We start from the raw sequence: 22406 nt of genomic DNA, 5'->3' as shown, positions 1-22406 counted from the left end.
TCGATTTTGGATTAGCTAGAGGTGTAGAATATAAATTGCATTTATGTAAAAGGCTAATGTAACTACTTTTACTGCTATTAATTGCATCAAATTTTACTAAACAGGCTGATTTTTTGATGAATTTTCTAAAAATAAAGTTGACTTTTCTTAAGCAATATCTAACTTTCACGCTGATGTTAGTGATGTGCTTGCTACTACTAGGAATGCCAACAGCCAATGCAGAGATCGATACAGATCGTTTTGAAGGTAATATATTTGTGTTGTATGCGGGTAATGGCTCGTTAGTGCCGTCTAAAGTCACCTTAGCGGAGTCTATAGCTGGAGCAAGACCGACAATATTAGTTTATTATGTTGATGACAGTAGCGATTGTAAGCTGTATGCGATCACTGTTTCTAATATGCAAGCTTTTTACGGACGGGTCGCCGATATCATCCCTGTAAATGTGGATGCAATTCCCGTACAAAGCAGCTATAAGCCTACAGAGGCAGGTTACTATTACAAAGATATCGTGCCTCAAGTGGTGATATTAGATAAATCAGGTAAGGTAGTATTTGATCGTCAAGGACAAGTACCCTACGAGCAGGTAGATGATAAGTTGCGCCAAGTATTTAACCTGCTACCGCGCGAGGAGTCTAAAGAATTGAAGTTGCGTCCAGTCAACGAATTTAATAACGAGTTAGTTGAGCAATCGACAAAGTAGTACGCCAAAATGTTGATTAGCATCTGTCCATACTTGCATTGGTTTTAATCCTTGCGCTTGCAATTCTTGCTGAATACTATTTAAGTCAAATTTGCGGGAAATTTCTGTAAGGATGGTTTCATCAGATGCTATTTCAATTGTCAAGTCTAAAGCGTTTAATGTCACCGTTTGAGCGCGTAAACTTCGCAAGTACATTTCAATCTGGCGCTCAGTTTCATTGTAAAAAGCTAAGTGTTCAAATTGGGTTAAATCGAAGTTGCCATCAAAGCGTTGATTTAAGTGATTGAGCATATTGAGATTAAAAGCTGCGGTAACTCCTTGACTGTCGTTATAAGCAGGTTCTAATATATCTTTAGATTTATGTAAATCTATACCTAATAAAAAGTATTCGCCCTTTTGGAGAGCTTTTGTAATTTGCGAGAAAAATACTTGACATTCTTGGGGGTTAAGATTGCCTAAAGAACTACCAATAAAGCAAATTAATCGGTTAGGTAAAGAAGCAGGTTTTAATTGTTTTAAAGCTAGTTCGTAGGTACTAACAAGAGCATGAACTTGTAAAGAAGGGTAATTAGCTAAGAGCGCTTTGGCACTGCTTTCTAAGATACCTGCGCTGACATCAATTGACACATAGTGTAGGGGCAAGTTTAATTGATTGTAAGCATCTAGCAAAATGCGGGTTTTGGTTGAGCTACCGCTACCTAATTCTACTAATTCGCAAGCCCCGGTAATTTGAGCAATCGATTTTGCACATTCTTGTAAAATAGCTGTTTCCGTGCGCGTAAGATAGTATTCAGGCAAGTCACAAATTTGCTCGAATAGTTGCGAACCATCGTCATCATAAAAGTAACGAGCTTGAACAGATTTAGGTTTTTGAGTTAATCCTGAAATCACATCGCTTTTTTCTGTAAGCGCTGAAGCGGATAAAGTTGCAGCATTTAATAACTGCTCGATTTGCAAGCGATTTTCTAGATTTGGGGAAGTATTACCGCTTGCAGTATTAGACATTGACATTGTTCCTCCTACTTAGGAAACAAACTGTTAGGGAATGGAATATAAAACTATTTGTAATGCGATCGCAATTACTCTTTGTCACTGGCACAACGAAACCCTGCTAAAATTTGTCTAACGCCGGGATGATACCAGTTGCGAAAACTCGAACGTAGCGCCCAAGGACGAGTCGCCCAACTACCACCTTTTAGCACCCAATGCTCGCCATCAAAATATACCTGAGAATAGCCAGGATAAGGATAGCCAGCAAAACCTTCATAACCTTCAAATACTGTTGATGTCCATTCCCAGACATTGCCCAGCATATCGTAACAGCCATAAACACTTTGTCCGGCGGGGTAAGCATTTACGGGCGTTGTTTGACTAACTGCATTGTTGTGATTGCAATGTTTTTCTGTTGGCGATTCTCCTCCCCAAGGATAGGTATTATTACCCCCGGCAGCTTTTTCCCACTCAGCTTCGCTAGGTAGCCTTTTACCGACAAATCGGGCGTAAGCATCGGCTTCGTACCAACTCACGCCACAAACTGGGTGATTTTCCCAGCGCAGGTCGTCAGACCAGTATAAAGGCTTGGTTACTTGCTCAGATTGCACCCATCGCCACCCCGCTTCTGACCACCAAATAGAATTTTCATAGCCACCAGTTTCAATAAAAGTTCGATATTGTCCGCAAGTAACTGGGTAGCGGTCAATAGAATAGGTTTCAAGCTTGACTTGATGAGCGGTGCGCTCATTATCTAAAGCGTCTATAGAGTCGTTTCCTTGAATGAATGAACCCGATTCAATGGAAACCATTTCTGAAGTTAGAGTATTTGTTTGAATTAAAGAAGAATTAGGAGCAGGATGCACAGTAAAATTATTTTGAGTAGTAAGGTTTTGCCAACTTGCGCCCACTGGAGCGCGATCGTGCCAACGCCCAAGTTGCATAATAAAAGCGATGGTTTCGGTATGCTGACTTTCGTGTTGCAGTAGCCAACGCCAGAGACGTTCTTCTTTTTCTAAATCAATAGTTTCTAGACGCAAAAGAACTTTGTTTCTAATTGCTTCAAGATAGCTTTTAATCTCTTCTATTGGTGGCAACTTGACGCGCTCAGACTTGGGTAAGCCATCAGCGACAAACAAACGGCGATAGGCAGAATATTCGGGTTTTATACCAGTTGGGCGTTCGAGCAACCACAATGACTCAGTATAGCCAATGTGTCCTAAATGCCAACCAACAGGGCTAAATTCGGAGTGTGCTTGAACGCAAAATGTTGTCTCGTCGATAGATTCAAATAGTTCTAAAGTTCCCGCCCGACACTGATGCAACCACTCTTTTAATTGTTGTCTTCGGTCAACAATTAAGGGCGAACCGCTAGTTTGTTGATACTTGATAGATTTCGATCTCAAGGTCTTGTCCCACACTAAGAATACTCTGTTCGGAAAAACGGTGCCAATCCCCTTTAAATATAGGTTCAGAGGCAATAATTACCGATTTTGGATAGTTTAGGTCGTCCCTAGTCCAGTATAAGGAAGGACACTCTATACCGCTTGCAAATCGAGCCGCAATTAGTCGCTTACCATCGCTAATAATGATGTTAACTGAAGCGGAGACTTGATGAGACTTGGCTAATTCAGCTAATTTGAGTAAGGCGCTTTGCAAAGCTTGTTCTAAGGTACCATCGGGGTTTTTGAGATATTCATCAAGAAATAAAGCAAAAAAGTGTTCTGAATCGGTGCTACCTTTGATAGATTTGTATGCAACATCACTCAGAGTCTCGCTGATTGGACGCATGAGAGTTTGTTTAAAGTTGTCAATCTTACCATTATGAATAAATAACAGTTGTTCAAACTTAAACGGCTGACAATTGCTCATATCCACCGCTTGTCCGGTGGTTGCACTGCGGACGTATCCTAGAATACAGCTTGATTCTACATACCTTCCCAAGCTAGATAAATTTACATCATTCCAAATCGGAATCACATTTTTGTAAATGAAAGGCTCAGTATCTTTTTCGGGGTGATACCACCCAATGCCAAAACCATCGGCGTTAACTACTCCTGAGTTCATTTCGAGCGGTTGATAGCTTTGGACGATCAAAGAGTGTTCTGGTTTGGACAAAATATAGTCCAAGGGAATTGATGAGCCGATATAGCCTAATAATCTACACATAATTAGCGCGATCGCACCCAGCGTTCCTAATAGTCGTTTCTATTGTATTTGTTTAACTAGGTTGAAGTGTTGTCTCAAATTCTCTCTTAGGTATGAAGACATTAAAATAATTTGTTTGTGTATTACTTATGTAGTACCTATGTTACGCTAGATACTGAGGTTAAAGTATTATTTTTGCAACCAATGCTGCTAACGATCGCTACTACTCATAAACCTGCAACCGATTTAGGCTACTTGTTGCACAAACACCCTGATAAACTACAGTCTTTTAGTTTATCTTTTGGTCAAGCCCACGTATTTTACCCCGAAGCAAGTGTAGAAAGTTGTATCGCCGCTTTGCTTCTAGATATAGATCCGGTAGGATTGGTGAGAAAGAAGGGTAGTCAAGGTTTAGAACAATATGTAAATGATCGCCCTTATGTAGCATCATCATTTTTGAGTGTGGCGATTGCTCAAGTATTTGGGAGTGCTTTGGCTGGACGTTGCAAAGATAAACCCGAACTTACGCAAACACCTATACCGCTAATAGCAAAGCTTACTACTGTTCCCTCTCGTGGCGGTGAAGCGTTATTGCAGAGCTTGTTTGCACCTTTAGGTTATACGATAAAGTGCGATCGCACTACTTTAGATGATAAGTTTCCCCAGTGGGGGGAAAGTTACTACTACAATGTTGAACTGCATCATACTATCCCGTTGCAAGAGCTTTTATCTCATCTTTACGTTTTGATCCCCGTGTTGGACGATGACAAACACTACTGGGTAGGTGAAGATGAGGTTGATAAATTGCTGCGTCATGGCGAGGGGTGGTTAGCCAAGCATCCCGAACAAAATTTGATTGCTAAACGTTATTTAAAACGTTTTGGTCCCTTGGTGCGTTCGGCTTTGACACAATTAGTAGAAGACAATATCGATACTACCGAACAAGAGGAGATAGTTGAGGAACGCCTTAGCCTTAATCAACAGCGTTTAGCGGCGGTTTTAGCCGTACTAAAGCAGTGCGGAGCGGCTAAAGTGATTGATTTGGGGTGTGGTGAAGGGAAGCTGTTAAAAGAGTTATTACTAGACCAGAGTTTTAAGGAAATTATCGGAGTAGATGTATCTTCTCGCGCTTTAGAAATTGCGAGTGAAAGGCTGCATCTAGAGCGTATGCCCAGTATGCAACGCGATCGCATTAAACTACTACAAGGATCGCTTACTTACCGCGACAAGCGCCTGTCTGGGTACGATGCAGCGACGGTAATAGAAGTAATTGAGCATTTAGATATGGCGCGTTTGGCGGCTTTTGAGCGCGTACTTTTTGAATTTGCTAAACCGAATACTGTAGTTGTGACAACGCCAAATGTAGAGTACAACGCCAAGTTTGAGACTTTACCTGCGGGGAAGTTGCGTCATAAAGATCATAGATTTGAATGGACGCGCTTAGAATTTCAACAATGGGCGAATAAAGTAGCGGGAAACTTTGATTATTCAGTACAGTTTTTGCCGATAGGTGATGAAGATTTGGAAGTGGGAGCGCCTACACAAATGGCAGTATTTCGCAGTAGAAACTAGAAAAAGCAGTATTACTAAACATCGACATAATATTTAATCAGCAAGAATACGAGTGTTTATGTAATGAATTAAGAGAAGCTAGTCCTAGTAGAAACTTACCAGAAATACCTAGTTGTAAGGATAAGTTAAATAATTACTCATTGGAATAAGATTGCAGTTTATTTAAAGAATAATAATTACAAATTTTAAATAACAATACATGAAAATTACTATACCCGAACTATCTTTAGTTGTCCTCATGGGTGCTTCTGGTGCTGGAAAGTCTAGCTTTGCTAAAAAGCATTTCAAATCAACAGAAGTTATATCGTCGGACTTTTGCCGAGGATTGATTTGCGATGATGAAAACAATCAAGCTGTTAGTAAAGATGCTTTTGCTGTTGTCCACTACATCGCTGCTAAAAGATTAGCGGCTGGAAAGTTGACGGTAATTGATGCAACTAATGTGCAAAAAGAAGACCGAAAACACTTACTAGAACTAGCGAAAGAGTATCATTGTTTGCCAGTTGCGATCGCACTCAATTTACCAGAACAATTATGTCACGATCGCAACCAGCAGCGCCCGAACCGTAATTTTGGCGTTCATGTGGTGCGAAGACAACGAGAATCGATGCGCCAAAGCTTGAAACACCTCAAACGTGAAGGTTTCCGCTATTCCTATATTCTCAACTCTGTTGAAGATATTGAAGAAGTTAGCATTTATCGTCAACCATTGTGGAATAACCGCAAAACCGAACATGGCCCCTTTGATATTATTGGGGATATTCACGGCTGTTGTGACGAATTAGAAGCACTATTACAAAAGCTAGGCTACGAAATATCCCCCGAACAAAATTATTTTCATCCTCAAGGTAGAAAAGCGCTATTTTTGGGCGATTTGGTAGATAGAGGAAACCGGATTTTGGATACTTTGGCGCTAGTGCAAAATATGGTTGTAGCAGGTACGGCTTTATGCGTTCCCGGCAATCATGACATGAAATTGATGAGGAAATTGCAAGGCAAAAATGTCAAAATTACGCACGGTTTAGATAAAACTCTTGCCGAAATCGATGCTTTACCCGATGATAAGCGCGAACTCTTTTCTCAAGAAACAGTTAAATTTCTTGATTCTTTAATTAGTCACTACGTTTTAGATGATGGTAATTTAGTTGTAGCTCATGCAGGGATGAAAGAAGCCTTGCAAGGACGGGGTTCGGGTAGAGTACGAGATTTTGCATTGTATGGCGAAACTACCGGGGAAACAGATGATTTTGGGCTACCTGTACGCTACGATTGGGCAGCAGAATATAGAGGAAAAGCGATCGTTGTTTATGGGCATACTCCAGTAATAGAGGCGCAATGGCTTAACGGTACGATTGATATTGATACAGGTTGTGTCTATGGGGGCAAATTAACTGCCTTACGTTACCCAGAAAAAGAGTTAGTATCGGTTGCAGCACAACAGGTTTATTGCGAATCAACTAAGCCATTTTTACCTACAGAAGAAATATCGCTAACTACTCAACAGCAGTTAGACGATGTTTTAGATATAGACGATGTGTTGGGTAAGCGAGTTATTGAGACTCGCACTCATGGCAGAATTAGTATTAGGGCAGAAAATGCGATCGCAGCAATTGAAGTTATGAGTCGTTTTGCGGCTAATCCCAAATGGCTAATCTATCTTCCCCCTACAATGTCACCCTGTGAAACCTCCAAGCAGCAAGGGTTACTTGAACATCCATCTCAAGCATTTACCTATTACCAAAACCAAGGTGTTTCTCAAGTTATTTGCGAAGAAAAACATATGGGTTCTCGTGCGGTAGTAATTATTTGCCGCGATGAGGAAGCCGCAAGAGACCGTTTTGGGGTAATCGATGAAGGTATAGGAATTTGCTACACCCGCACCGGAAGGCGCTTTTTTAGCGATGCTGAACTTGAAAGCCAAATGCTAGCAAAGGTGCAAAATGCTTTAGAAGTATCTGGTTTTTGGGAACAATTCAATACAAGTTGGGTAGCTTTGGACTGCGAATTGATGCCTTGGTCAGCCAAGGCTCAAGAACTGTTGCAGCGTCAATACGCGGCGGTAGGAGCAGCAGCCAACTCTTCGCTTAATCAGGCGGTTTCAGCCCTAGAAATGGCAGCTAAACGCATAAATGGAGTGGAGACATTTTTAACTCATTATCAAAACCGTGCAGAGATGGCGGCGCAGTATGTCGAGGCTTATCGGCGTTATTGTTGGCAAGTTGAATCGTTAGCTGACTTGAAACTTGCACCATTTCACATTTTGGCAACAGAAGGAGAAGTTCATAACAATAAAACTCATGTTTGGCACATGGAAACTCTGGCGCAACTATGTAAAGCCGAACCAGAATTATTACTAGCAACGGCTTATAAACTAGTAGATGTTAATGACACTGCTACTGGGGTTGCTTGGTGGGAAGAACTTACTAGCATTGGTGGAGAGGGAATTGTTGTTAAACCGTTGGATTTTGTTTTTAAAGGCGATCGCGGTTTGGCACAACCTGCCGTTAAATGTAGAGGTAAGGAATACTTGCGGATTATCTACGGTGCGGAATACACATTACCAGAGAATTTGGAAAGATTGCGATCGCGTGGTTTATCTAGAAAGCGCTCTTTAGCACTGCGAGAGTTTGCGCTAGGGATGGAATCCCTAGAACGTTTTACAAGAAAAGAACCTTTGCGCCGCGTCCATGAATGCGTTTTTGGAGTGTTGGCATTAGAAAGCGAACCTGTAGATCCGCGTCTCTAAACTCTGGTTTCGGCGACACGTTTAAGCCGTTGCAATTGACTTTGCATATCCATTTTTGTTAAAGAAGCCGCAAATACATTAAAACCCCAGCGAATCATAGGGTTAGGAATTTCAAACTTAAAAGTATTGACTAACAGCGTCCCTTGTGCTGTTGGTTTGTATTCCCAAAAATCGCTCCCTTGAAAAAACCCTGTAAATTCCCACACAATTAAGCCAGGTTTTTGTTCTTTAACTACCGCTTCGAGAGTTGGTTTAATTATGGGAATCTTAATTATAAACTTGCTGCGACTGCCTACTTCGGTACTCCATTCGCCCACAGGTTCGCATTTTAATACTGGATTTAACCATTTGTGCATTAGTATTCGACTTCTTATACAATCCTCAACTACCTGGGGACTTGCATTAATTTCTATTGATTGAACAAATTGCTGAGATGACATAGCCGCTTAATAAAATTACTTAGATTTTTAGTAATAAATGTTAGAAAGGTTTTCTACTAAGTATTCCCAATTACCAAAAATTATTAAATGACTTAGTTTTTGACTGTAATTATCTACAAAGATAGATGTGTAATCATCTTTTCCATTATAACTCTGTATAGAGAGATATTGTGCTGTATTACTGGTCAACGTCAGGAGTTATTTGTAAAAACAATGAAAGTATTTTTTCTAGTGGTGTGCAATCTTAACTTAAAAAACTCATGAATATAAATTTGGCGGAAATCATACCTATTATGGGTATAAATGTATCAATAAAGACTCAGCAATTGTTAGCGCAAACGCCAGGAATAGATGTAACGCAACCAAGGGAAGCAGTAGAAAATAGTGTTAATTACGCCCAAAATATTCTTCAACAGCTAATAGCTTTTATTCCTAACTTGCTTGCAGCCGTAGCAATTTTGCTAATTGGCTTAATTGTTGCCTTTGTTGCGAAAGCAATAATTAAGGGACTTCTTAATCGTACTAGCATTGATAATCGCATTGCCGCTAGTGTAATGGGTCGTAGCGATCGCGGTGATTTGCCCAAAGTCGAAGAATTAATTGGCAGTATTGTTTTTTGGATTGTTATCCTATTTACAGTAGTAGCAGTTTTACAAACACTACAGCTAGAAGTAGTCTCAAGACCTCTTGGTAATTTCCTTAATCAAGTAACCGGATTTTTACCAAAATTATTAGGGGCGTTAATATTTCTAGGTGTTGCTTGGTTAGTAGCAACAGTAGTTAAGCTGATAACTACACGGGGATTGCAGGCAGCAAGATTAGATGAGCGCGTAAATCAACAACCTGCGGGGACAACTCCGCAGCCAAATCAGTTATCTCTTAGCGATACGATTGGCAATGCCCTATACTGGTTCATCTTTTTACTATTTCTGATTCCAATTTTGGATACTTTAGGTTTGCAGCAAGCATTACAGCCTGTGCAAAACCTAGTTGGTGAAATTTTATCAATTTTGCCCAATATTTTAGCTGCGGTGCTAATTGCGGGTGTAGGTTGGTTATTGGCGCAAGTAGTACGCCGGATTGTTACAAACTTACTTGCTACTACTGGAATCGATGGTGCTGGAGAAAGATTTGGCTTGCGGCGGACGGCAGGAGGACAAACCCTGTCAGGAATTATTGGCACAATTATTTATGTGTTAATTTTGATTCCAGTAGCGATCGCAGCGCTCAATGCTTTACAAATTGATGCGATTTCTGTTCCCGCGATTGCAATGTTGCAACAAATCCTCAATGCTTTACCAGGAATTTTTACCGCCGCATTGATTTTGATTGTTGCTTACTTTATCGGGCATTTCTTATCAGACTTAGTTACAAGCATCCTTACTAGCCTAGGATTCAATAGCATTTTCTCAGCGCTAGGCTTGCCATCACCTACTAGGCAAAGGACTGTATCACCTCCAATTGTAATCCCACCACCAACAACAGGATCTCAAACCGTTCTTCAGCCAGATTCTACTAACGCAGCCCAGCAGTTGGCAACTAGAACACCATCAGAGCTTGTAGGCATTATTACCTTAGTAGGTATTATGCTATTTGCGACGCTTGCAGCCGTGAATATTTTAAATATTCCCGCATTAACAGCTTTAGTAGGCGGATTAGTGTTGATCCTAGGGAAAATACTTTCAGGATTGGTAGTATTTGGCGTTGGTTTATTTTTGGCGAATTTGGTGTTCAACATTATTACAAGCTCTGGCGATCGCCAAGCTCAAATACTAGCTCAAGTTGCCCGAATTGCCATTATTGCTTTTGTATCAGCTTTAGCACTAAATCAAATCGGGATTGCCAGCGATATTGTTAATCTTGCCTTTGGTTTGCTACTTGGTGCTTTAGCAGTGGCACTGGCGCTGGCTTTTGGTTTAGGTGGGCGCGATATTGCCAAAGAGCAAACTAAGGAGTTATTAGACTCCTTCAAGCAACAACGCAACCAACCACCACGAACCTAAAATATTAGTTGCAAACAATGAAATCCCCCTTTTTTTAAAAAATATCCATATTTCCCCCCTTTTTTAAGGGGAGTCAAAAAGCGGTGTAGCTTAACCTGACCGCTTTGTTGACGTGGGTTAGGGGGGATCTCCAACTGTGGCAACTTTTACCCTTTTATTTCAGCAATTCCCAACTTAGCTGCTATTTCGCCTTTGATGCGATTCATAATAGAAGCTTCATCTAAAGATTCTAAAATCCGGCTAACTACAGCTTTCGGGCTTTCTGTCCCCCAAGATGCGCCCTTGGCTAAATAAACTTTAGCTACTTGTCCAATGCCATAAGTAGAAACCCCAGCTACCGCTGCTTGCGTTACTGCTACAGACATATAAGCGCCTAAAGTAATGCCTCCAGTAGCAGTTGTAGACAACCCCAGCAAGCTTTTTAGAGAACTTAAACCCAAATTTGTTAATAGTTCGCTGGCACTAATTCCGCCCATACTGAGGGCGATTTTTTGTAGCAACGCGATCGCCCCGGTTTTTGTCATCTCAATTCCATACAACTTAGATAAAGTCAATATTAAAGTTACGTCAATAACTGCGCCACTAAAGAGATCGACGACGGTAACGGGGTTAAGAGAAACCGCTAATGATTTAGTCATAACTCCTCGCCAAATTAACTTATTAGCGCTAAGTTCTCGGATTTCTAGTTTTCGCACTACTAGGCGATCGTTTACATCGTCAGCGTAAAGCATCGTATTGAGAGCAACTAAAGCTTTACCTTCTTTATGCAGTATTTCTAAAATTTTTAGCTTCATCTCCTCAATTTGCGGTATTCCCAAGCTGCGTTGGACAAAACGGCTACCATCAGGACGCACAATGGCTTTAGCAACTAAGGGTGAACTCGCCGCCATAACAATTTCATCGGGTGAAAGTAATTCTTTTACTCGTTCATCGCGGATTTTGTGATAAATTGCTAGGCGATCGGCTTGAGGATACTGATCGATTTTGTTGAATACCAGCAAAATCGGCTTACCAGCATTTCGCAATTGCGATAAGGCTTCATGCTCTACCTTCGTCATATCTCCAGCAATGACAAACAAAATTAAATCGGTTTTTTGAGCAATATCTTTAGCCAGCAAAGCACGAGTTTCGCCATCTACTTCATCCAAACCTGGAGTATCGATGAGTTCAACTTGAGAATTACTAGCCCCTGGTAAAGTAACCATAACTGTACGAGATTCACTATCACCAATTAGTTGCTCGTCAATTTTCCAAGCGGCTTTTTCTGCGGTACGAGTCACACCATGCAAAGCCCCGGTTTCAAATACTTTTTGCCCCAATAAAGCATTCAGCAAAGAAGACTTACCCCTTCCTACCATGCCAAAGGCGGCAATTTGCACTACTTGACGCTCTAAATTGTCTAGCATCGTCTCTAATTGTGCAATTTCTGCTTCTAAGGGGCGACGCTCTTGGGGTGTCAAATCAAGCTTATCAATCAATTCTTGTAAAGCTGTTTGAGCTTGTTTGTAATTTAACTGTGCCTGAATATCGCCAAAACTCCAAATTACATCATCTAAATCTGTATTAATGGCAGAATCCGGCGTAGGAAGGTTAGATTCAGGCAAGGGGTAGCTCCTAAAAATAGGTTTTGGTTTGTTTTTCGATCCTAGCGATTTATTAGAGCAAAATAGTTAATAAGTCGCTCTTAAGATAGGTCTATAGGTGCGATCGCATTCTACCTTTGTGCTTTTGTCTCAAACAGCAACTTCTAGTAATAATGAAGAAATTAGTTAGCCTCAGCGCCATCATTATTTATCGTGAGTGGGAAATATTTGCCAGAAACAACCGCCTATGTCAGGATTACACGCCAATCTTGGCAAAAAGGCTTGCTTGAAGGAGATGTTAAAGCGGGAGAATTTGAGTGGCAGTTTCAATGGTGTTTTCGCCGAGGGGAATTGTCTGTAAAACCTTCTTCTGGTCGGGCTTTAATTAAAGAACCCTTGGGGCGTTTTTTAGAACAACGAGACTATCAGCTAGAAGCTGGGGGCGATTATGACTTTACGATTCGCGCCGATTTGTAGCTTTTAAGTGTCTTTTAATCAACAAGATGGCAACTAAGTCATCTATCGGTCTTGGCGGTTCTCTTAAGCCTTGGGGAAGAAGCTTTGTTAAACCTTTGGGTGGGTACATTTGCCAGTATAAATCGCGCGCTTCTAGGGTGCTATTGTGTTCGTCTACCGTGAAAATTGGGATACTTGCAGGTAATACTTCTTTAAGTTGTTTTTGCCATTGTTTAGACGTAGTGCGATCGCCCATTACCAATGTAGCTATGGGGAACTTTTGTAGTAGAGATAGGATAGATGCGATCGCCTCAGTCGCCACGACAACTTGATGATCGTGTAACTGTAAGTCCGATCCCATCACTGCCAATCCGCACTTATCTCGACCGGGATCGAAGCCTAAAATCATGATTTGTCTCTTAGTTTACGATCTACTTTCCCCGTAGGAGTAGCTGATTCTGTTGGCTTAAGAGCATCTCTTAATTGATTACCAATTAGCCTTCTCGTTCCAAAAACCACTTGTCCACCTTTAACGGCTACTAACTGCACTTGTGAAGGGCCAGCCGTATATATATCTTCGGTAGCGATTACTTTAATTTCCACAGGCTGATTGTACTGTCTTACTTGTTCAATAAAGCTAACTAAAGTCTCTAAGCGACCATCGCCAATTTCAATCGCATCGCCTAATACTCCTGCACTACGGGCGCGAAACTTTGCCGCACTTAGCAATAGTGCTACCTTCTGGCGGATTTCTTGACCTGGGGAGGGATTAGTAGGAATCGCCGCTAACACGTCACCTTTAGAAAAAATCACTGTATTTACAGCTACATCAATCTCGGCTTGAACATTTCTTTCCCCTAGTAAGTAGTTTCCCGCCGAAATAACTCGTACTACATAATCTTTCCCATCATCAATTCGGGCAATTACCTTTTCAACTTGGGCTTTAGATATCTGTACGGCTAGTTTTTCTTCAGGATTTGTACCGGGCTGCGTGAACTCGATTGCTACGCGATTAGCCTCGCGCAATAGTTGTTCGATAGCTTGACGCGCCGCTTTTGGTTGCCCAATGCGAACTACACCCGCCGCCAAAACTCTACCGCTCTCTAAGGCTACATTTCCCTGACGCAGAACTTGATAATCCTGATAATACCCTTCAAGTTTTGCTACTTCTTGTTCGAGATATTCCCGTTGACCCTCTAGTTGTTTTAAGCGCGTTTCTCTACCTGCAAGAATGCGATCGCGGTTGGCAATTTCTCGGTCAAGGTTGGCAATCGAGTTATCGCGATCGTTAATTTGGCTTGTAACTTCTGCTAACTGTTTGCTAATTTGCTGGCGTTCGATCTGGAGTTTTTGAATATCTGTGCGTAATGTCTTCGCTTGCTGAGAGACTCTTTGTAGTAAGGCTCTAGCATCAAGAAATCTCGTTGTAATTTGACTTAGTTGGGTTTGGTTGCGGCTTAATTGAGCTTGAGTTTGGCTTTGTTTAGCTTGAGTGCGGCTTAATTGAGCTTGAGTTTGGCCTTGTTTAGTAATTACAGCCTGCAACGATCTATTTGTCGATTGCAAACGTCTTTGCGCTTGTAATTGCCTTTGCTCTGCGGCTTTTTGTTCAATTCTCGCTTGTTGTAAGTCCTTTTCTACATTGCTTTTTTGTATCCTTGTAGCTTCTAGCTCTTTGGTTGTAGATTCTACCTGTTGACGCTTAGTTTTGAGGTCTGCTTGAATTTTCTCTAGTTGAAATACTCCTGTTCGCAAACTTTTGTCGGCTGCAAATAAAATTCCTAACGTTGATGCCGCGATCGCACTCCCGGTGACAATCGTTACTAAAACAGCAGTTTTGCGCGGACGGAGTTTAAACAAACTTAGTCTAGCTTTTCCTACCCGCGTGCCTATGCGATCGCCTACAGTTGCGATTACACCTCCCAAAATTAAAATTGCTGCAATCAGGATTATTCCTGTAGTCATCTTCCGCCGTCCACTTCCCACACAAATACAGCCTACTTCAACCGCCTAGCTTTTGGCGATTTACTAGACTTTATACACAGGAGCGACTTAGTTAGGTAAACTGCTGGCTCAAAGCTACAGGATTATGGAGAGTAATCTTTTTTTTGTGAATCGAAATCATTTCGTCAGCCCGCAAATCTCCGAGTAGTCGAGTTACAGTCACACGGGTAGAACCTATTGCTTCAGCGATCGCTTGATGAGATAGCTTGAGATCAATTGTAATTCCTTCCGATGTTGGCACGCCAAAATCTCGGCACAAAATTAGTAAAAAGCTAACTAACCTCGAACCCATATCACGATGAGCCAAAGTTTCAATCATCATTTCAGTTTGCAAAATCCGCGATGATAAGCCTTTAAGCATCAACATTGACAATTCAGGATTACTTTTTAGCGATTGCTCTACTTGTTCAATGGGTGCGGAAAGTAGCTCTACGGCTGTAAAGGCTACCGCATGATAAAATCTATCTGAGCGCTGTCCTGTCAGCAACGACAGCACGCCAAACACGCTATTTTCTCTTAGCAGTGCTACGGTTATTTCTTCCCCAGCTTCGTAAACTCTAGATAGTTTAACTGCGCCCTTGAGCAGAAAGTATACCCGTTCTGCTGGATCGCCGGGAAAAAATATTGTTTTACCCCGTTCAAACATTTCAACTACTGGGGGAAACGATCCTGTTCCTATTTGACGGAATACCGCCGCTAACGGTCTATCTTGCATTGCGATCATGTTTCTGCCCTAACCAATATCCTAAAATTTCTCCAAAACTCCACAGTTTTGTATCACTACATCACATTAATCTGACTTTAAACGGGATTATTGTATTCGTGGCTACATAATTTTTCGAGCAAAGAATGTTTATAAAAAATCGTGAGGACTTCGCGTTTTTTGTCAGATGACCAAATTCGGGTATGCTCCTAATTGAGAATATTTTAAAGACTTACTACTACTTACTAATTTATGATCGATCTAACTGGAAAAAATGCCTTAGTAACTGGTATTGCTAACAATCGCTCGATCGCTTGGGGTATTACTCAACAACTCCACAAAGCCGGAGCAAATATCGGCATTAGCTATTTGCCAGACGAGCGTGGCAAAATGGAAAAGAAAGTAGCAGAACTTGTAGAACCCCTCAATCCCAGCTTATTTGTACCTTGCAATGTGCAAAATGACGAGCAGATTAAGGAAATGTTTGCGGCGATTTCAGATAAGTGGGGCAAGTTAGATATTCTCATTCATTGTTTAGCTTTTGCAAATAAAGAAGACCTCACTGGCGGCTTTAGCGATACCTCTAGAGCAGGATTTAATCAAGCCCTAGAAATTAGCACCTATTCATTAGCACAGTTAAGCGGTGCGGCAAAACCTTTAATGACCCAAGGCGGTAGTATTGTCACGCTGACTTATTTAGGTGGAGTACGAGCAATTCCCAACTACAACGTTATGGGTGTAGCTAAGGCGGGGTTAGAAATGAGTGTGCGTTACTTAGCCGCCGAATTGGGAGCGCAAAATATTCGAGTCAATGCTATTTCCGCCGGGCCAATTCGGACTTTGGCTTCTTCTGCCGTCGGGGGAATTTTAGATATGATTCATCATGTAGAAGAAGTTGCACCTTTACGTCGCACAGTAACACCGCTAGAAGTAGGAAACGCCGCCGCGTTTTTGTGCAGCGATTTAGCAAGTGGTATTACTGGGCAAATTTTGTATGTAGATGCAGGCTACGAAATTATGGGAATGTAGAGACGTAGCGCTGCTACGTCTATTCCGGCAAAATTGAATTATAAATAGTTTTAAGTTAGTTTTATGCAGACAAGAAACCCCCAAATTTTATCTTCTCTTCCTACCATACCTACGCGCACGGCTTCTATTCGTCGTACTACAAAAGAAACCGATATAGAAGTTAGCGTTAATTTAGACGGTACGGGTAAATGCAATGCAGCAACAGGCGTACCTTTTTTAGATCATATGCTGCACCAAATAGCAAATCACGGATTAATTGATTTAGACGTGCAAGCAACAGGGGATCTAGAAATAGACGATCACCATACTAATGAAGATGTTGGGATTACGTTAGGACAAGCATTCGGGAAAGCTTTGGGCGATCGCCAAGGAATTGTCCGTTTTGGGAACTTTCTTGCGCCCTTAGACGAGGCTTTAATCCAAGTTGCTTTAGATTTTTCAGGACGACCCCATCTCAGCTACGGCTTGCAAATTCCCACCCAAAGAGTAGGAACTTACGATACTCAGTTAGTGCGAGAATTTTTTGTAGCGATCGTCAATCACAGTCAAATGACTTTGCATATCCGTCAACTCGACGGCATTAATTCTCACCATATTATTGAAGCAACATTTAAAGCTTTTGCTCGTAGCTTGCGCCTAGCAATGGAAATCGATCCCCGGCGTAATGGGGCAATTCCTAGTTCTAAAGGCGTTTTGTAACTTCTGGCAAGTCAAGACGTAGCAGCGCTACGTCTCTACAAACGAAACTATTATGACTACTACAACTCAACCCCTTACGCTTGAGGAATTTTTGCATCTACCAGAGACAAAACCTGCTAGTGAGTATATTAATGGTCAAGTTTTTCAAAAACCCATGCCCAAAAGCAGACACAGCCGATTACAGATAAAGGCTTGTACTGCTATCAATGATGTAACGGAGAAAGAAAAGATTGCTTACGCCTTTGCAGAGTTGCGTTGTACCTTTGGCGGACGTTCAATTGTGCCTGATGTTGCAGTTTTATTATGGCAAAGTATTGAGTTTGAGCCTGATGGCGAACCAATAGATTATGTAAAAATTGCCCCTGATTGGACAATTGAAATCTTATCACCAGAACAAAGCTCAAACCGCGTCACAGGAAACATTCTGCACTGCCTCCAGCATGGTTGTCAACTCGGCTGGCTGATAGCTCCTAACGATCGCTCGATTTTAGTTTTTCTCCCCCACCAAGCGCCCGTAATGTGTACAAAGAGCGATCGCATCCCTGTACCTAAAGATATTCCGCTTCATCTCACTACAGATCAAGTATTTGCTTGGCTCAAAATGGCGTAGACGATAGATATCGCTCTTTTGGCAGTAGTTTTCACATAGGTTAGATATGATATAAAAGTTGATAATTATTAAAAAATATTAAGCAATGCTGATTTCCTCCTCTGGCTTGTCCAAGGTCAAAGACTCAGTAAAAGAAAAAATTTTCTTCGGTCAAGAACCAAGTACCGAGTTAATCGCCATTCTTACTGTATATTTTGTTCAGGGTATTTTAGGATTAGCGCGGTTAGCCGTTAGCTTCTTTCTTAAAGACGAACTAGGCTTAAGTCCTGCTAACGTATCCGCCTTGTTTGGAATTGTTGCTTTACCTTGGATTATCAAACCGCTATTTGGCTTTATGTCGGACGGGTTGCCGATATTTGGTTACAGGCGACGACCATACTTAGTATTGTCAGGAATCATTGGTACAGTGTCCTGGATTGCTCTAGCAACGGTGGTACACTCTCCCATTGCCGCTACTTGTGCGATCGCTCTTGGCTCTCTCTCCGTTGCCATTAGCGATGTAATTGTTGACTCTTTAGTAGTAGAACGAGCTAGAGTAGAATCTCAAGCTGAAGCCGGATCTTTGCAAGCGCTTTGCTGGGGTACTACGGCGGTGGGAAGCTTAATTACTGCTTACTTTAGCGGCTTACTTTTAGAACATTTCACAACACGCACTGTTTTTGAAATTACTGCCTTATTTCCCTTAATTGTCTCCGCCGCCGCTTGGTTTATCTCAGAAGTGCCAGTGCAAAAAGCCACAGATGTAAACCACAACTGGCTAACGGTCAAAGATCAAATTAAGCAACTGCGCCAAGCCATTACCCAAAAATCTATTTGGTTACCTACCGCCTTTGTATTTATTTGGCAAGCTACCCCTACGGCGGATGCGGCGTTTTTCTTCTTCACCACCAACGAATTAGGATTTCAACCCGAATTTTTAGGCAGAGTGCGTTTAGTGACAAGCATTGCCTCTATAGTTGGAATTTGGATATTTCAGCGTTATCTCAAAACCGTACCTTTTCGAGTGATTTTTGGCTGGAGTACCTTGTTATCGGCAGTTTTGGGGATGACTATGCTGCTACTTGTCACTCATGCTAACCGCAGTTTAGGTATAGGCGATCGCTGGTTTAGTTTGGGCGATAGCTTAGTGCTGACGGTAATGGGACAAATTGCCTATATGCCTGTCTTAGTTTTAGCCGCGCGTTTATGTCCTCCAGGAGTGGAAGCAACTTTATTTGCTTTGCTAATGTCTGTCTCTAACCTCGCCTCGATGGTTTCCTACCAATTAGGAGCGGGATTAATGCACTTGCTGGGTATAGCTCAAAACAACTTTGACAATCTGTGGATATTGGTAATTATTGCTAATCTCTCAACTCTCTTACCTTTACCTTTCCTCCACTGGCTACCCGACAAAGAAACCCCGCAACCCTTAGCCAGCGACAAAGGCATTATTCCTGAATGGATGCCAGAATTTGCACCCCAAGCCTTAGTTCAACCAGCCAAAGAATCTATTGATTAGCTCATTTTTACCTCAAAAACTATGCAACTCCACGAAAGAGCTTCTACAGTTCCCCTCAACTCTTACGATCGCCAAGACTGGCAAAAAGGTTACGAATCGGTCAAACAAGAACTAGATTACTGGGTTGATGATATTGAAGGGGAGATTCCCCCAGAACTTAACGGTACTTTATTTCGCAACGGGCCTGGCTTACTAGACGTTGACGGTCATCACATTCACCATCCTTTTGATGGCGACGGAATGATTAGTGCGATCGCCTTTTCCAACGGTCGCGCTTATTTCCGCAACCGCTTTATTCGCACAACAGCCTACGTTGAAGAACAAAAAGCCCAAAAAATCCTGTATCGCGGCGTATTTGGCACTCAAAAACCCGGTGGGTGGTTGGCAAATGCCTTTGACTTGCGCCTGAAAAACATTGCCAATACCAATGTTATTTACTGGGGTGACAAACTCTTAGCATTGTGGGAAGCCGCCGATCCTCATCGCCTCGATCCTTACACTTTAGAAACCTTAGGTAAAGAGTCTTTTAACGGTATTTTGGCTGATGGTGAAGCTTTTGCCGCTCATCCTCGCTTCGATCCTAGTTGTAATACCGACAATGGCGAACCTTGCTTAGTCAACTTTTCGATTAAGCCAGGATTATCCACAACTATCACTATTTTTGAGCTAAATCCCGCCGGAGAAGTTATCCGAAAGCACGCTCATAGCGTCCCTGGTTTTGCTTTTATCCACGATTTTGCAATTACCCCTAATTACTGTATATTTTTTCAAAATCCCGTTGCTTTTAACCCTATTCCTTTTGTTTTGGGAATGCGCGGCGCGGCAGAGTGTATCAAGTTTCAACCTAACCAACCGACACGGATAATTGTTATTCCTCGCGACAGCAAAAAATCTGTACAAGTTCTCGAAACTCATTCCGGGTTTGTTTTCCACCACGCGAATGCTTTTGAGCAAGATGAAAATATTTACATTGATTCTATTTGCTACTCAGCGTTTCCAGAAGTAGAACCCCAAAGCGATTTTCGTCAAGTTGATTTTGATGCGCTCAAACCTGGACAATTGTGGCGGTTTCATCTTAATTTGAGCGACAAAACCGTCTCAAGCAAGTTGATAGAAAGCCGTTGCTGTGAGTTTCCTAGTGTCCATCCCCAAAACGTCGGTCATCCTTACCGCTATTTGTATATGGGTGCAGCCGATGGCGAAGCAGGTAACGCTCCTTTGCAAGCTATTTTAAAAATTGATTTAGAGTCAAAAGAGCGGCAATTGTGGAGTGTTGCCCCTCGTGGCTATGTTAGCGAACCAATTTTTGTAGCCCGTCCTGATGGTACTCGTGAAGATGATGGCTGGCTGCTTACAGTAGTCTATGATGCTGCTCATCATCGTTCAGATGTCGTTATCCTTGATGCCCTTGATTTACATAAAGGTGCGATCGCGCGTTTACACCTCAAACATCATATCCCCTACGGCTTACATGGCAGCTTTGCCCCTACAGCTTTTGTTCCACAAACTTAGAATGTAGCTAAAGATAACAAAGTTTCTGTAATATTACTGAGGCGTGTCAAAACTTGTTTTTGACACGCTTGTATTTATGTTGTTTATTTTTAGACTACTTAGATCCAAAAATAAGTAATGCCTAAAAGACTTAGCACTGCTTTACTGTGGTTTCCAACCCGCTAATAAATTGGGACGCGGCTTTGGTTGTACAAACAAACTCTTAAAAGCTGATTGGCGAGTTGGGGGTTTTTCTTGACTAAGATTCCACAAAGTTTCGTAAAAGAAGAATGATACTCCAGCAAAGCCTTGCTCCCGGCTGACTTCTACCTGACTTTGAATTTGCGCCGAAGCTACAGAACGATCTTTTAATCCTGATAAAATGCCAATGCTGACAGGAATATGTTTTTTAGCAGTTTTGACTTCGGGATAGTTTAATTCTTGAATAAAAACTTTTAAGTCGTTGCGATACACTTGCAAAACTAATTCTTCTATTAACCCCTGACGTTCCCACTTTTCCCAATCAGCTAAAAACAATTTGTAGGAGACGCGCTGTGGATTGGGAGCAACGGAAATAATACATTTGGGTTTACGAGTTTTGACGGCTTTAAATACCTTTTGCAGATATTGAGTAATTTTATTTGCTCGCCAACGCACCCATTCGGGATCTTGCGGATTGGCAGGGGGATTTTTACCAAGATGTTCTTGTTTGTAAAGCTTCGTTGTGTAAGCATCGTAGCCTAACTCGGCGGGTAAACCGAAATGATCGTCAAATTGAATGCCATCAACATCGTATTTGCTGACGATTTCGACAATTAAATTTTGAATAAAGTTTTGGACTTCTGGGTGGAAGGGATTAAGCCAGACGCGATCATGTTTGCCTTCAAGCCAAATTTTGCTGCCATCTCTGCGGCTTGTCAGCCAGTCAGGATGACGTTTAGCTAAACTTGAATCGGATGGAGCCATAAAGCCAAATTCAAACCAAGGAATGACCGCTAGACCGTTTCGGTGTCCCTGGGTAGTGAGTTCTGTGAGCAGATCGCGCCCTTGAAGTCCGGGTTCGGGATCAAGACTCTGCCCAATGACTTTTTGCGCTACAGAACTTGGATACAATGTATAGCCCCAATTCCACACCGTAGGATAAATTGTATTGAAGTTAAGTTGTTTTAAAGTTTTTAAGGCGTTAGTGAGGCGATCGCGTTTAAATAAAACGTCACTATCAATATTTGTTAGCCATACTCCTCTTAGCTCGGTTTTGGCTTGGGTTAAAGCTGGTTGTTGCAGTATCAACCCTATAACTAAACTTAAAGCCAGCAATAAAGCAAATAGCTGGCGACGGCGCAATTTAATCATTATTTAACAAACTATTAAAATTTAACGATTTTTAAAACTATAGTTGCACTTGATCGCATAGGCAAATAAAAAAGAGGTTTGCGATCGCAAACCTCTTTCTCAGACTATGTAGTTATCAGCTAATTAACCAACTAAATGCAGCACATTGCGCACTACGCTATAACCCGCTAGATCCCAAAGTAAGTAAGCCAAAAATCCAATCATCGCCAAGCGTCCGTTCCATAGCTCTGCTTGAGGATTAAAACCAAATAAGAACGCATTACGATCTTTGCCGTTGTAAGCTGTAGCGACGGGTGGTAAGTTAGTGCTTTTGGTTTCCATTTTCTTAACTTTGTAAATAATTGTGTTTTCTGTCTCCACTTTACCTAACTATCTAAATC

The 22406-nt window shown here is 41.7% G+C and carries 20 protein-coding genes; 10 read left to right on the top strand and 10 right to left on the bottom strand.

The genetic code is table 11. The features are described from left to right. The first annotated feature begins 116 nt into the window (after positions 1-116). Positions 117-701 (top strand): thylakoid membrane photosystem I accumulation factor, encoded by a 585-nt coding sequence (locus C7B70_RS11395; RefSeq protein ID WP_199192200.1) that lies wholly within the window; start codon positions 117-119, stop codon positions 699-701. On the opposite strand, the gene egtD is transcribed toward C7B70_RS11395, so the two are convergent. The 3 genes from egtD to egtC form a co-directional block, all read right to left on the bottom strand. Then, positions 678-1712, bottom strand: coding sequence for an L-histidine N(alpha)-methyltransferase (egtD, locus tag C7B70_RS11390; protein ID WP_106369167.1), 1035 nt, complete (start codon positions 1710-1712; stop codon positions 678-680). The two genes, C7B70_RS11395 and egtD, sit on opposite strands and share 24 nt — an antisense overlap. Before the next feature lie 68 nt (positions 1713-1780). Beyond that, complete coding sequence (locus tag C7B70_RS11385) at positions 1781-3097, bottom strand: ergothioneine biosynthesis protein EgtB (RefSeq protein ID WP_233220898.1); 1317 nt, start codon at positions 3095-3097, stop codon at positions 1781-1783. Then, positions 3063-3860, bottom strand: coding sequence for an ergothioneine biosynthesis protein EgtC (gene egtC, locus C7B70_RS11380; RefSeq protein WP_106369165.1), 798 nt, complete (start codon positions 3858-3860; stop codon positions 3063-3065). The genes C7B70_RS11385 and egtC overlap by 35 nt, the downstream gene beginning before the upstream one ends. 117 nt (positions 3861-3977) lie before the next feature. On the opposite strand from egtC, the gene C7B70_RS11375 reads away from it, so the two are divergent. Continuing rightward, positions 3978-5411 (top strand): 3' terminal RNA ribose 2'-O-methyltransferase Hen1, encoded by a 1434-nt coding sequence (locus tag C7B70_RS11375; protein WP_233220897.1) that lies wholly within the window; start codon positions 3978-3980, stop codon positions 5409-5411. A 199-nt stretch (positions 5412-5610) separates the two neighbouring features. Continuing rightward, positions 5611-8157, top strand: coding sequence for a polynucleotide kinase-phosphatase (locus C7B70_RS11370; protein WP_106369164.1), 2547 nt, complete (start codon positions 5611-5613; stop codon positions 8155-8157). Here the strand turns inward: C7B70_RS11370 and C7B70_RS11365 are convergent. Further along, positions 8154-8597, bottom strand: a complete 444-nt coding sequence (locus C7B70_RS11365) for an SRPBCC family protein (RefSeq protein ID WP_106369163.1) — start codon at positions 8595-8597, stop codon at positions 8154-8156. The two genes, C7B70_RS11370 and C7B70_RS11365, sit on opposite strands and share 4 nt — an antisense overlap. A 260-nt stretch (positions 8598-8857) precedes the next feature. On the opposite strand from C7B70_RS11365, the gene C7B70_RS11360 reads away from it, so the two are divergent. After that, entirely contained in the window at positions 8858-10600 is a 1743-nt protein-coding gene (locus C7B70_RS11360) for a mechanosensitive ion channel (protein WP_199192199.1), read from the top strand. A 146-nt stretch (positions 10601-10746) separates the two neighbouring features. On the opposite strand, the gene C7B70_RS11355 is transcribed toward C7B70_RS11360, so the two are convergent. Next, the gene (locus C7B70_RS11355) at positions 10747-12204 is read right to left on the bottom strand and encodes a GTP-binding protein (protein ID WP_106369161.1); all 1458 of its coding nucleotides are present in this window, start codon (positions 12202-12204) and stop codon (positions 10747-10749) included. A 192-nt stretch (positions 12205-12396) separates the two neighbouring features. On the opposite strand from C7B70_RS11355, the gene C7B70_RS11350 reads away from it, so the two are divergent. After that, the gene (locus C7B70_RS11350) at positions 12397-12660 is read left to right on the top strand and encodes a DUF3146 family protein (RefSeq protein WP_106369160.1); all 264 of its coding nucleotides are present in this window, start codon (positions 12397-12399) and stop codon (positions 12658-12660) included. Here C7B70_RS11350 and C7B70_RS11345 read toward each other — a convergent pair. From C7B70_RS11345 to ntcA, 3 genes are all read right to left on the bottom strand, one after another. Next, positions 12638-13051 (bottom strand): pre-16S rRNA-processing nuclease YqgF, encoded by a 414-nt coding sequence (locus C7B70_RS11345; RefSeq protein ID WP_199192203.1) that lies wholly within the window; start codon positions 13049-13051, stop codon positions 12638-12640. The two genes, C7B70_RS11350 and C7B70_RS11345, sit on opposite strands and share 23 nt — an antisense overlap. After that, a complete protein-coding gene (locus tag C7B70_RS11340) occupies positions 13045-14604 on the bottom strand; it encodes a DUF3084 domain-containing protein (protein ID WP_106369158.1) in 1560 nt (519 codons plus the stop codon). Before C7B70_RS11340 ends, C7B70_RS11345 begins: the two co-directional genes overlap by 7 nt. 91 nt (positions 14605-14695) lie before the next feature. Next, entirely contained in the window at positions 14696-15367 is a 672-nt protein-coding gene (ntcA, locus tag C7B70_RS11335; RefSeq protein ID WP_106369157.1) for a global nitrogen regulator NtcA, read from the bottom strand. 231 nt (positions 15368-15598) lie between these two features. Between ntcA and fabI the strand changes: the two genes are divergently transcribed. The 5 genes from fabI (at position 15599) to C7B70_RS11310 (ending at position 20694) form a co-directional block, all read left to right on the top strand. After that, positions 15599-16375 carry an enoyl-ACP reductase FabI gene (gene fabI / locus C7B70_RS11330; protein WP_106369156.1) on the top strand — a complete coding sequence of 259 codons (777 nt, stop codon included), beginning with the start codon at positions 15599-15601 and terminating at the stop codon, positions 16373-16375. 63 nt (positions 16376-16438) lie between these two features. Then, positions 16439-17074 carry an imidazoleglycerol-phosphate dehydratase HisB gene (gene hisB, locus C7B70_RS11325; protein WP_106369155.1) on the top strand — a complete coding sequence of 212 codons (636 nt, stop codon included), beginning with the start codon at positions 16439-16441 and terminating at the stop codon, positions 17072-17074. Positions 17075-17126: 52 nt separating this feature from the next. Next, positions 17127-17684, top strand: a complete 558-nt coding sequence (locus C7B70_RS11320; RefSeq protein ID WP_199192198.1) for a Uma2 family endonuclease — start codon at positions 17127-17129, stop codon at positions 17682-17684. A gap of 85 nt (positions 17685-17769) precedes the next feature. After that, positions 17770-19182 (top strand): folate/biopterin family MFS transporter, encoded by a 1413-nt coding sequence (locus C7B70_RS11315; protein WP_106369153.1) that lies wholly within the window; start codon positions 17770-17772, stop codon positions 19180-19182. Between the two features lie 21 nt (positions 19183-19203). Further along, complete coding sequence (locus C7B70_RS11310) at positions 19204-20694, top strand: carotenoid oxygenase family protein (RefSeq protein ID WP_106369152.1); 1491 nt, start codon at positions 19204-19206, stop codon at positions 20692-20694. A gap of 141 nt (positions 20695-20835) precedes the next feature. On the opposite strand, the gene C7B70_RS11305 is transcribed toward C7B70_RS11310, so the two are convergent. Both C7B70_RS11305 and C7B70_RS11300 read right to left on the bottom strand, forming a co-directional pair. Next, positions 20836-22026 (bottom strand): glycoside hydrolase family 10 protein, encoded by a 1191-nt coding sequence (locus C7B70_RS11305; RefSeq protein ID WP_106369151.1) that lies wholly within the window; start codon positions 22024-22026, stop codon positions 20836-20838. Between the two features lie 123 nt (positions 22027-22149). After that, positions 22150-22347, bottom strand: coding sequence for a chlorophyll a/b-binding protein (locus C7B70_RS11300; protein ID WP_106369191.1), 198 nt, complete (start codon positions 22345-22347; stop codon positions 22150-22152). Positions 22348-22406 lie beyond the last annotated feature (59 nt).

This window comes from Chlorogloea sp. CCALA 695 (assembly GCF_003003885.1).
Taxonomy (GTDB): Bacteria; Cyanobacteriota; Cyanobacteriia; order Cyanobacteriales; family Chroococcidiopsidaceae; genus Aliterella.
This window is presented reverse-complemented; position numbering and strand designations above follow the sequence as displayed.

Coding starts and splice junctions, on each gene's coding strand:
- C7B70_RS11360 (WP_199192199.1), top strand. CDS start 8,858: ATGAATATAAATTTGGCGGAAATCATACCTATTATGGGTATAAATGTA.
- fabI (WP_106369156.1), top strand. CDS start 15,599: ATGATCGATCTAACTGGAAAAAATGCCTTAGTAACTGGTATTGCTAAC.
- C7B70_RS11305 (WP_106369151.1), bottom strand. CDS start 22,026: ATGATTAAATTGCGCCGTCGCCAGCTATTTGCTTTATTGCTGGCTTTA.
- egtC (WP_106369165.1), bottom strand. CDS start 3,860: ATGTGTAGATTATTAGGCTATATCGGCTCATCAATTCCCTTGGACTAT.
- hisB (WP_106369155.1), top strand. CDS start 16,439: ATGCAGACAAGAAACCCCCAAATTTTATCTTCTCTTCCTACCATACCT.
- C7B70_RS11315 (WP_106369153.1), top strand. CDS start 17,770: ATGCTGATTTCCTCCTCTGGCTTGTCCAAGGTCAAAGACTCAGTAAAA.
- C7B70_RS11320 (WP_199192198.1), top strand. CDS start 17,127: ATGACTACTACAACTCAACCCCTTACGCTTGAGGAATTTTTGCATCTA.
- C7B70_RS11300 (WP_106369191.1), bottom strand. CDS start 22,347: ATGGAAACCAAAAGCACTAACTTACCACCCGTCGCTACAGCTTACAAC.
- egtD (WP_106369167.1), bottom strand. CDS start 1,712: ATGTCAATGTCTAATACTGCAAGCGGTAATACTTCCCCAAATCTAGAA.
- ntcA (WP_106369157.1), bottom strand. CDS start 15,367: ATGATCGCAATGCAAGATAGACCGTTAGCGGCGGTATTCCGTCAAATA.
- C7B70_RS11370 (WP_106369164.1), top strand. CDS start 5,611: ATGAAAATTACTATACCCGAACTATCTTTAGTTGTCCTCATGGGTGCT.
- C7B70_RS11310 (WP_106369152.1), top strand. CDS start 19,204: ATGCAACTCCACGAAAGAGCTTCTACAGTTCCCCTCAACTCTTACGAT.
- C7B70_RS11340 (WP_106369158.1), bottom strand. CDS start 14,604: ATGACTACAGGAATAATCCTGATTGCAGCAATTTTAATTTTGGGAGGT.
- C7B70_RS11365 (WP_106369163.1), bottom strand. CDS start 8,597: ATGTCATCTCAGCAATTTGTTCAATCAATAGAAATTAATGCAAGTCCC.
- C7B70_RS11395 (WP_199192200.1), top strand. CDS start 117: ATGAATTTTCTAAAAATAAAGTTGACTTTTCTTAAGCAATATCTAACT.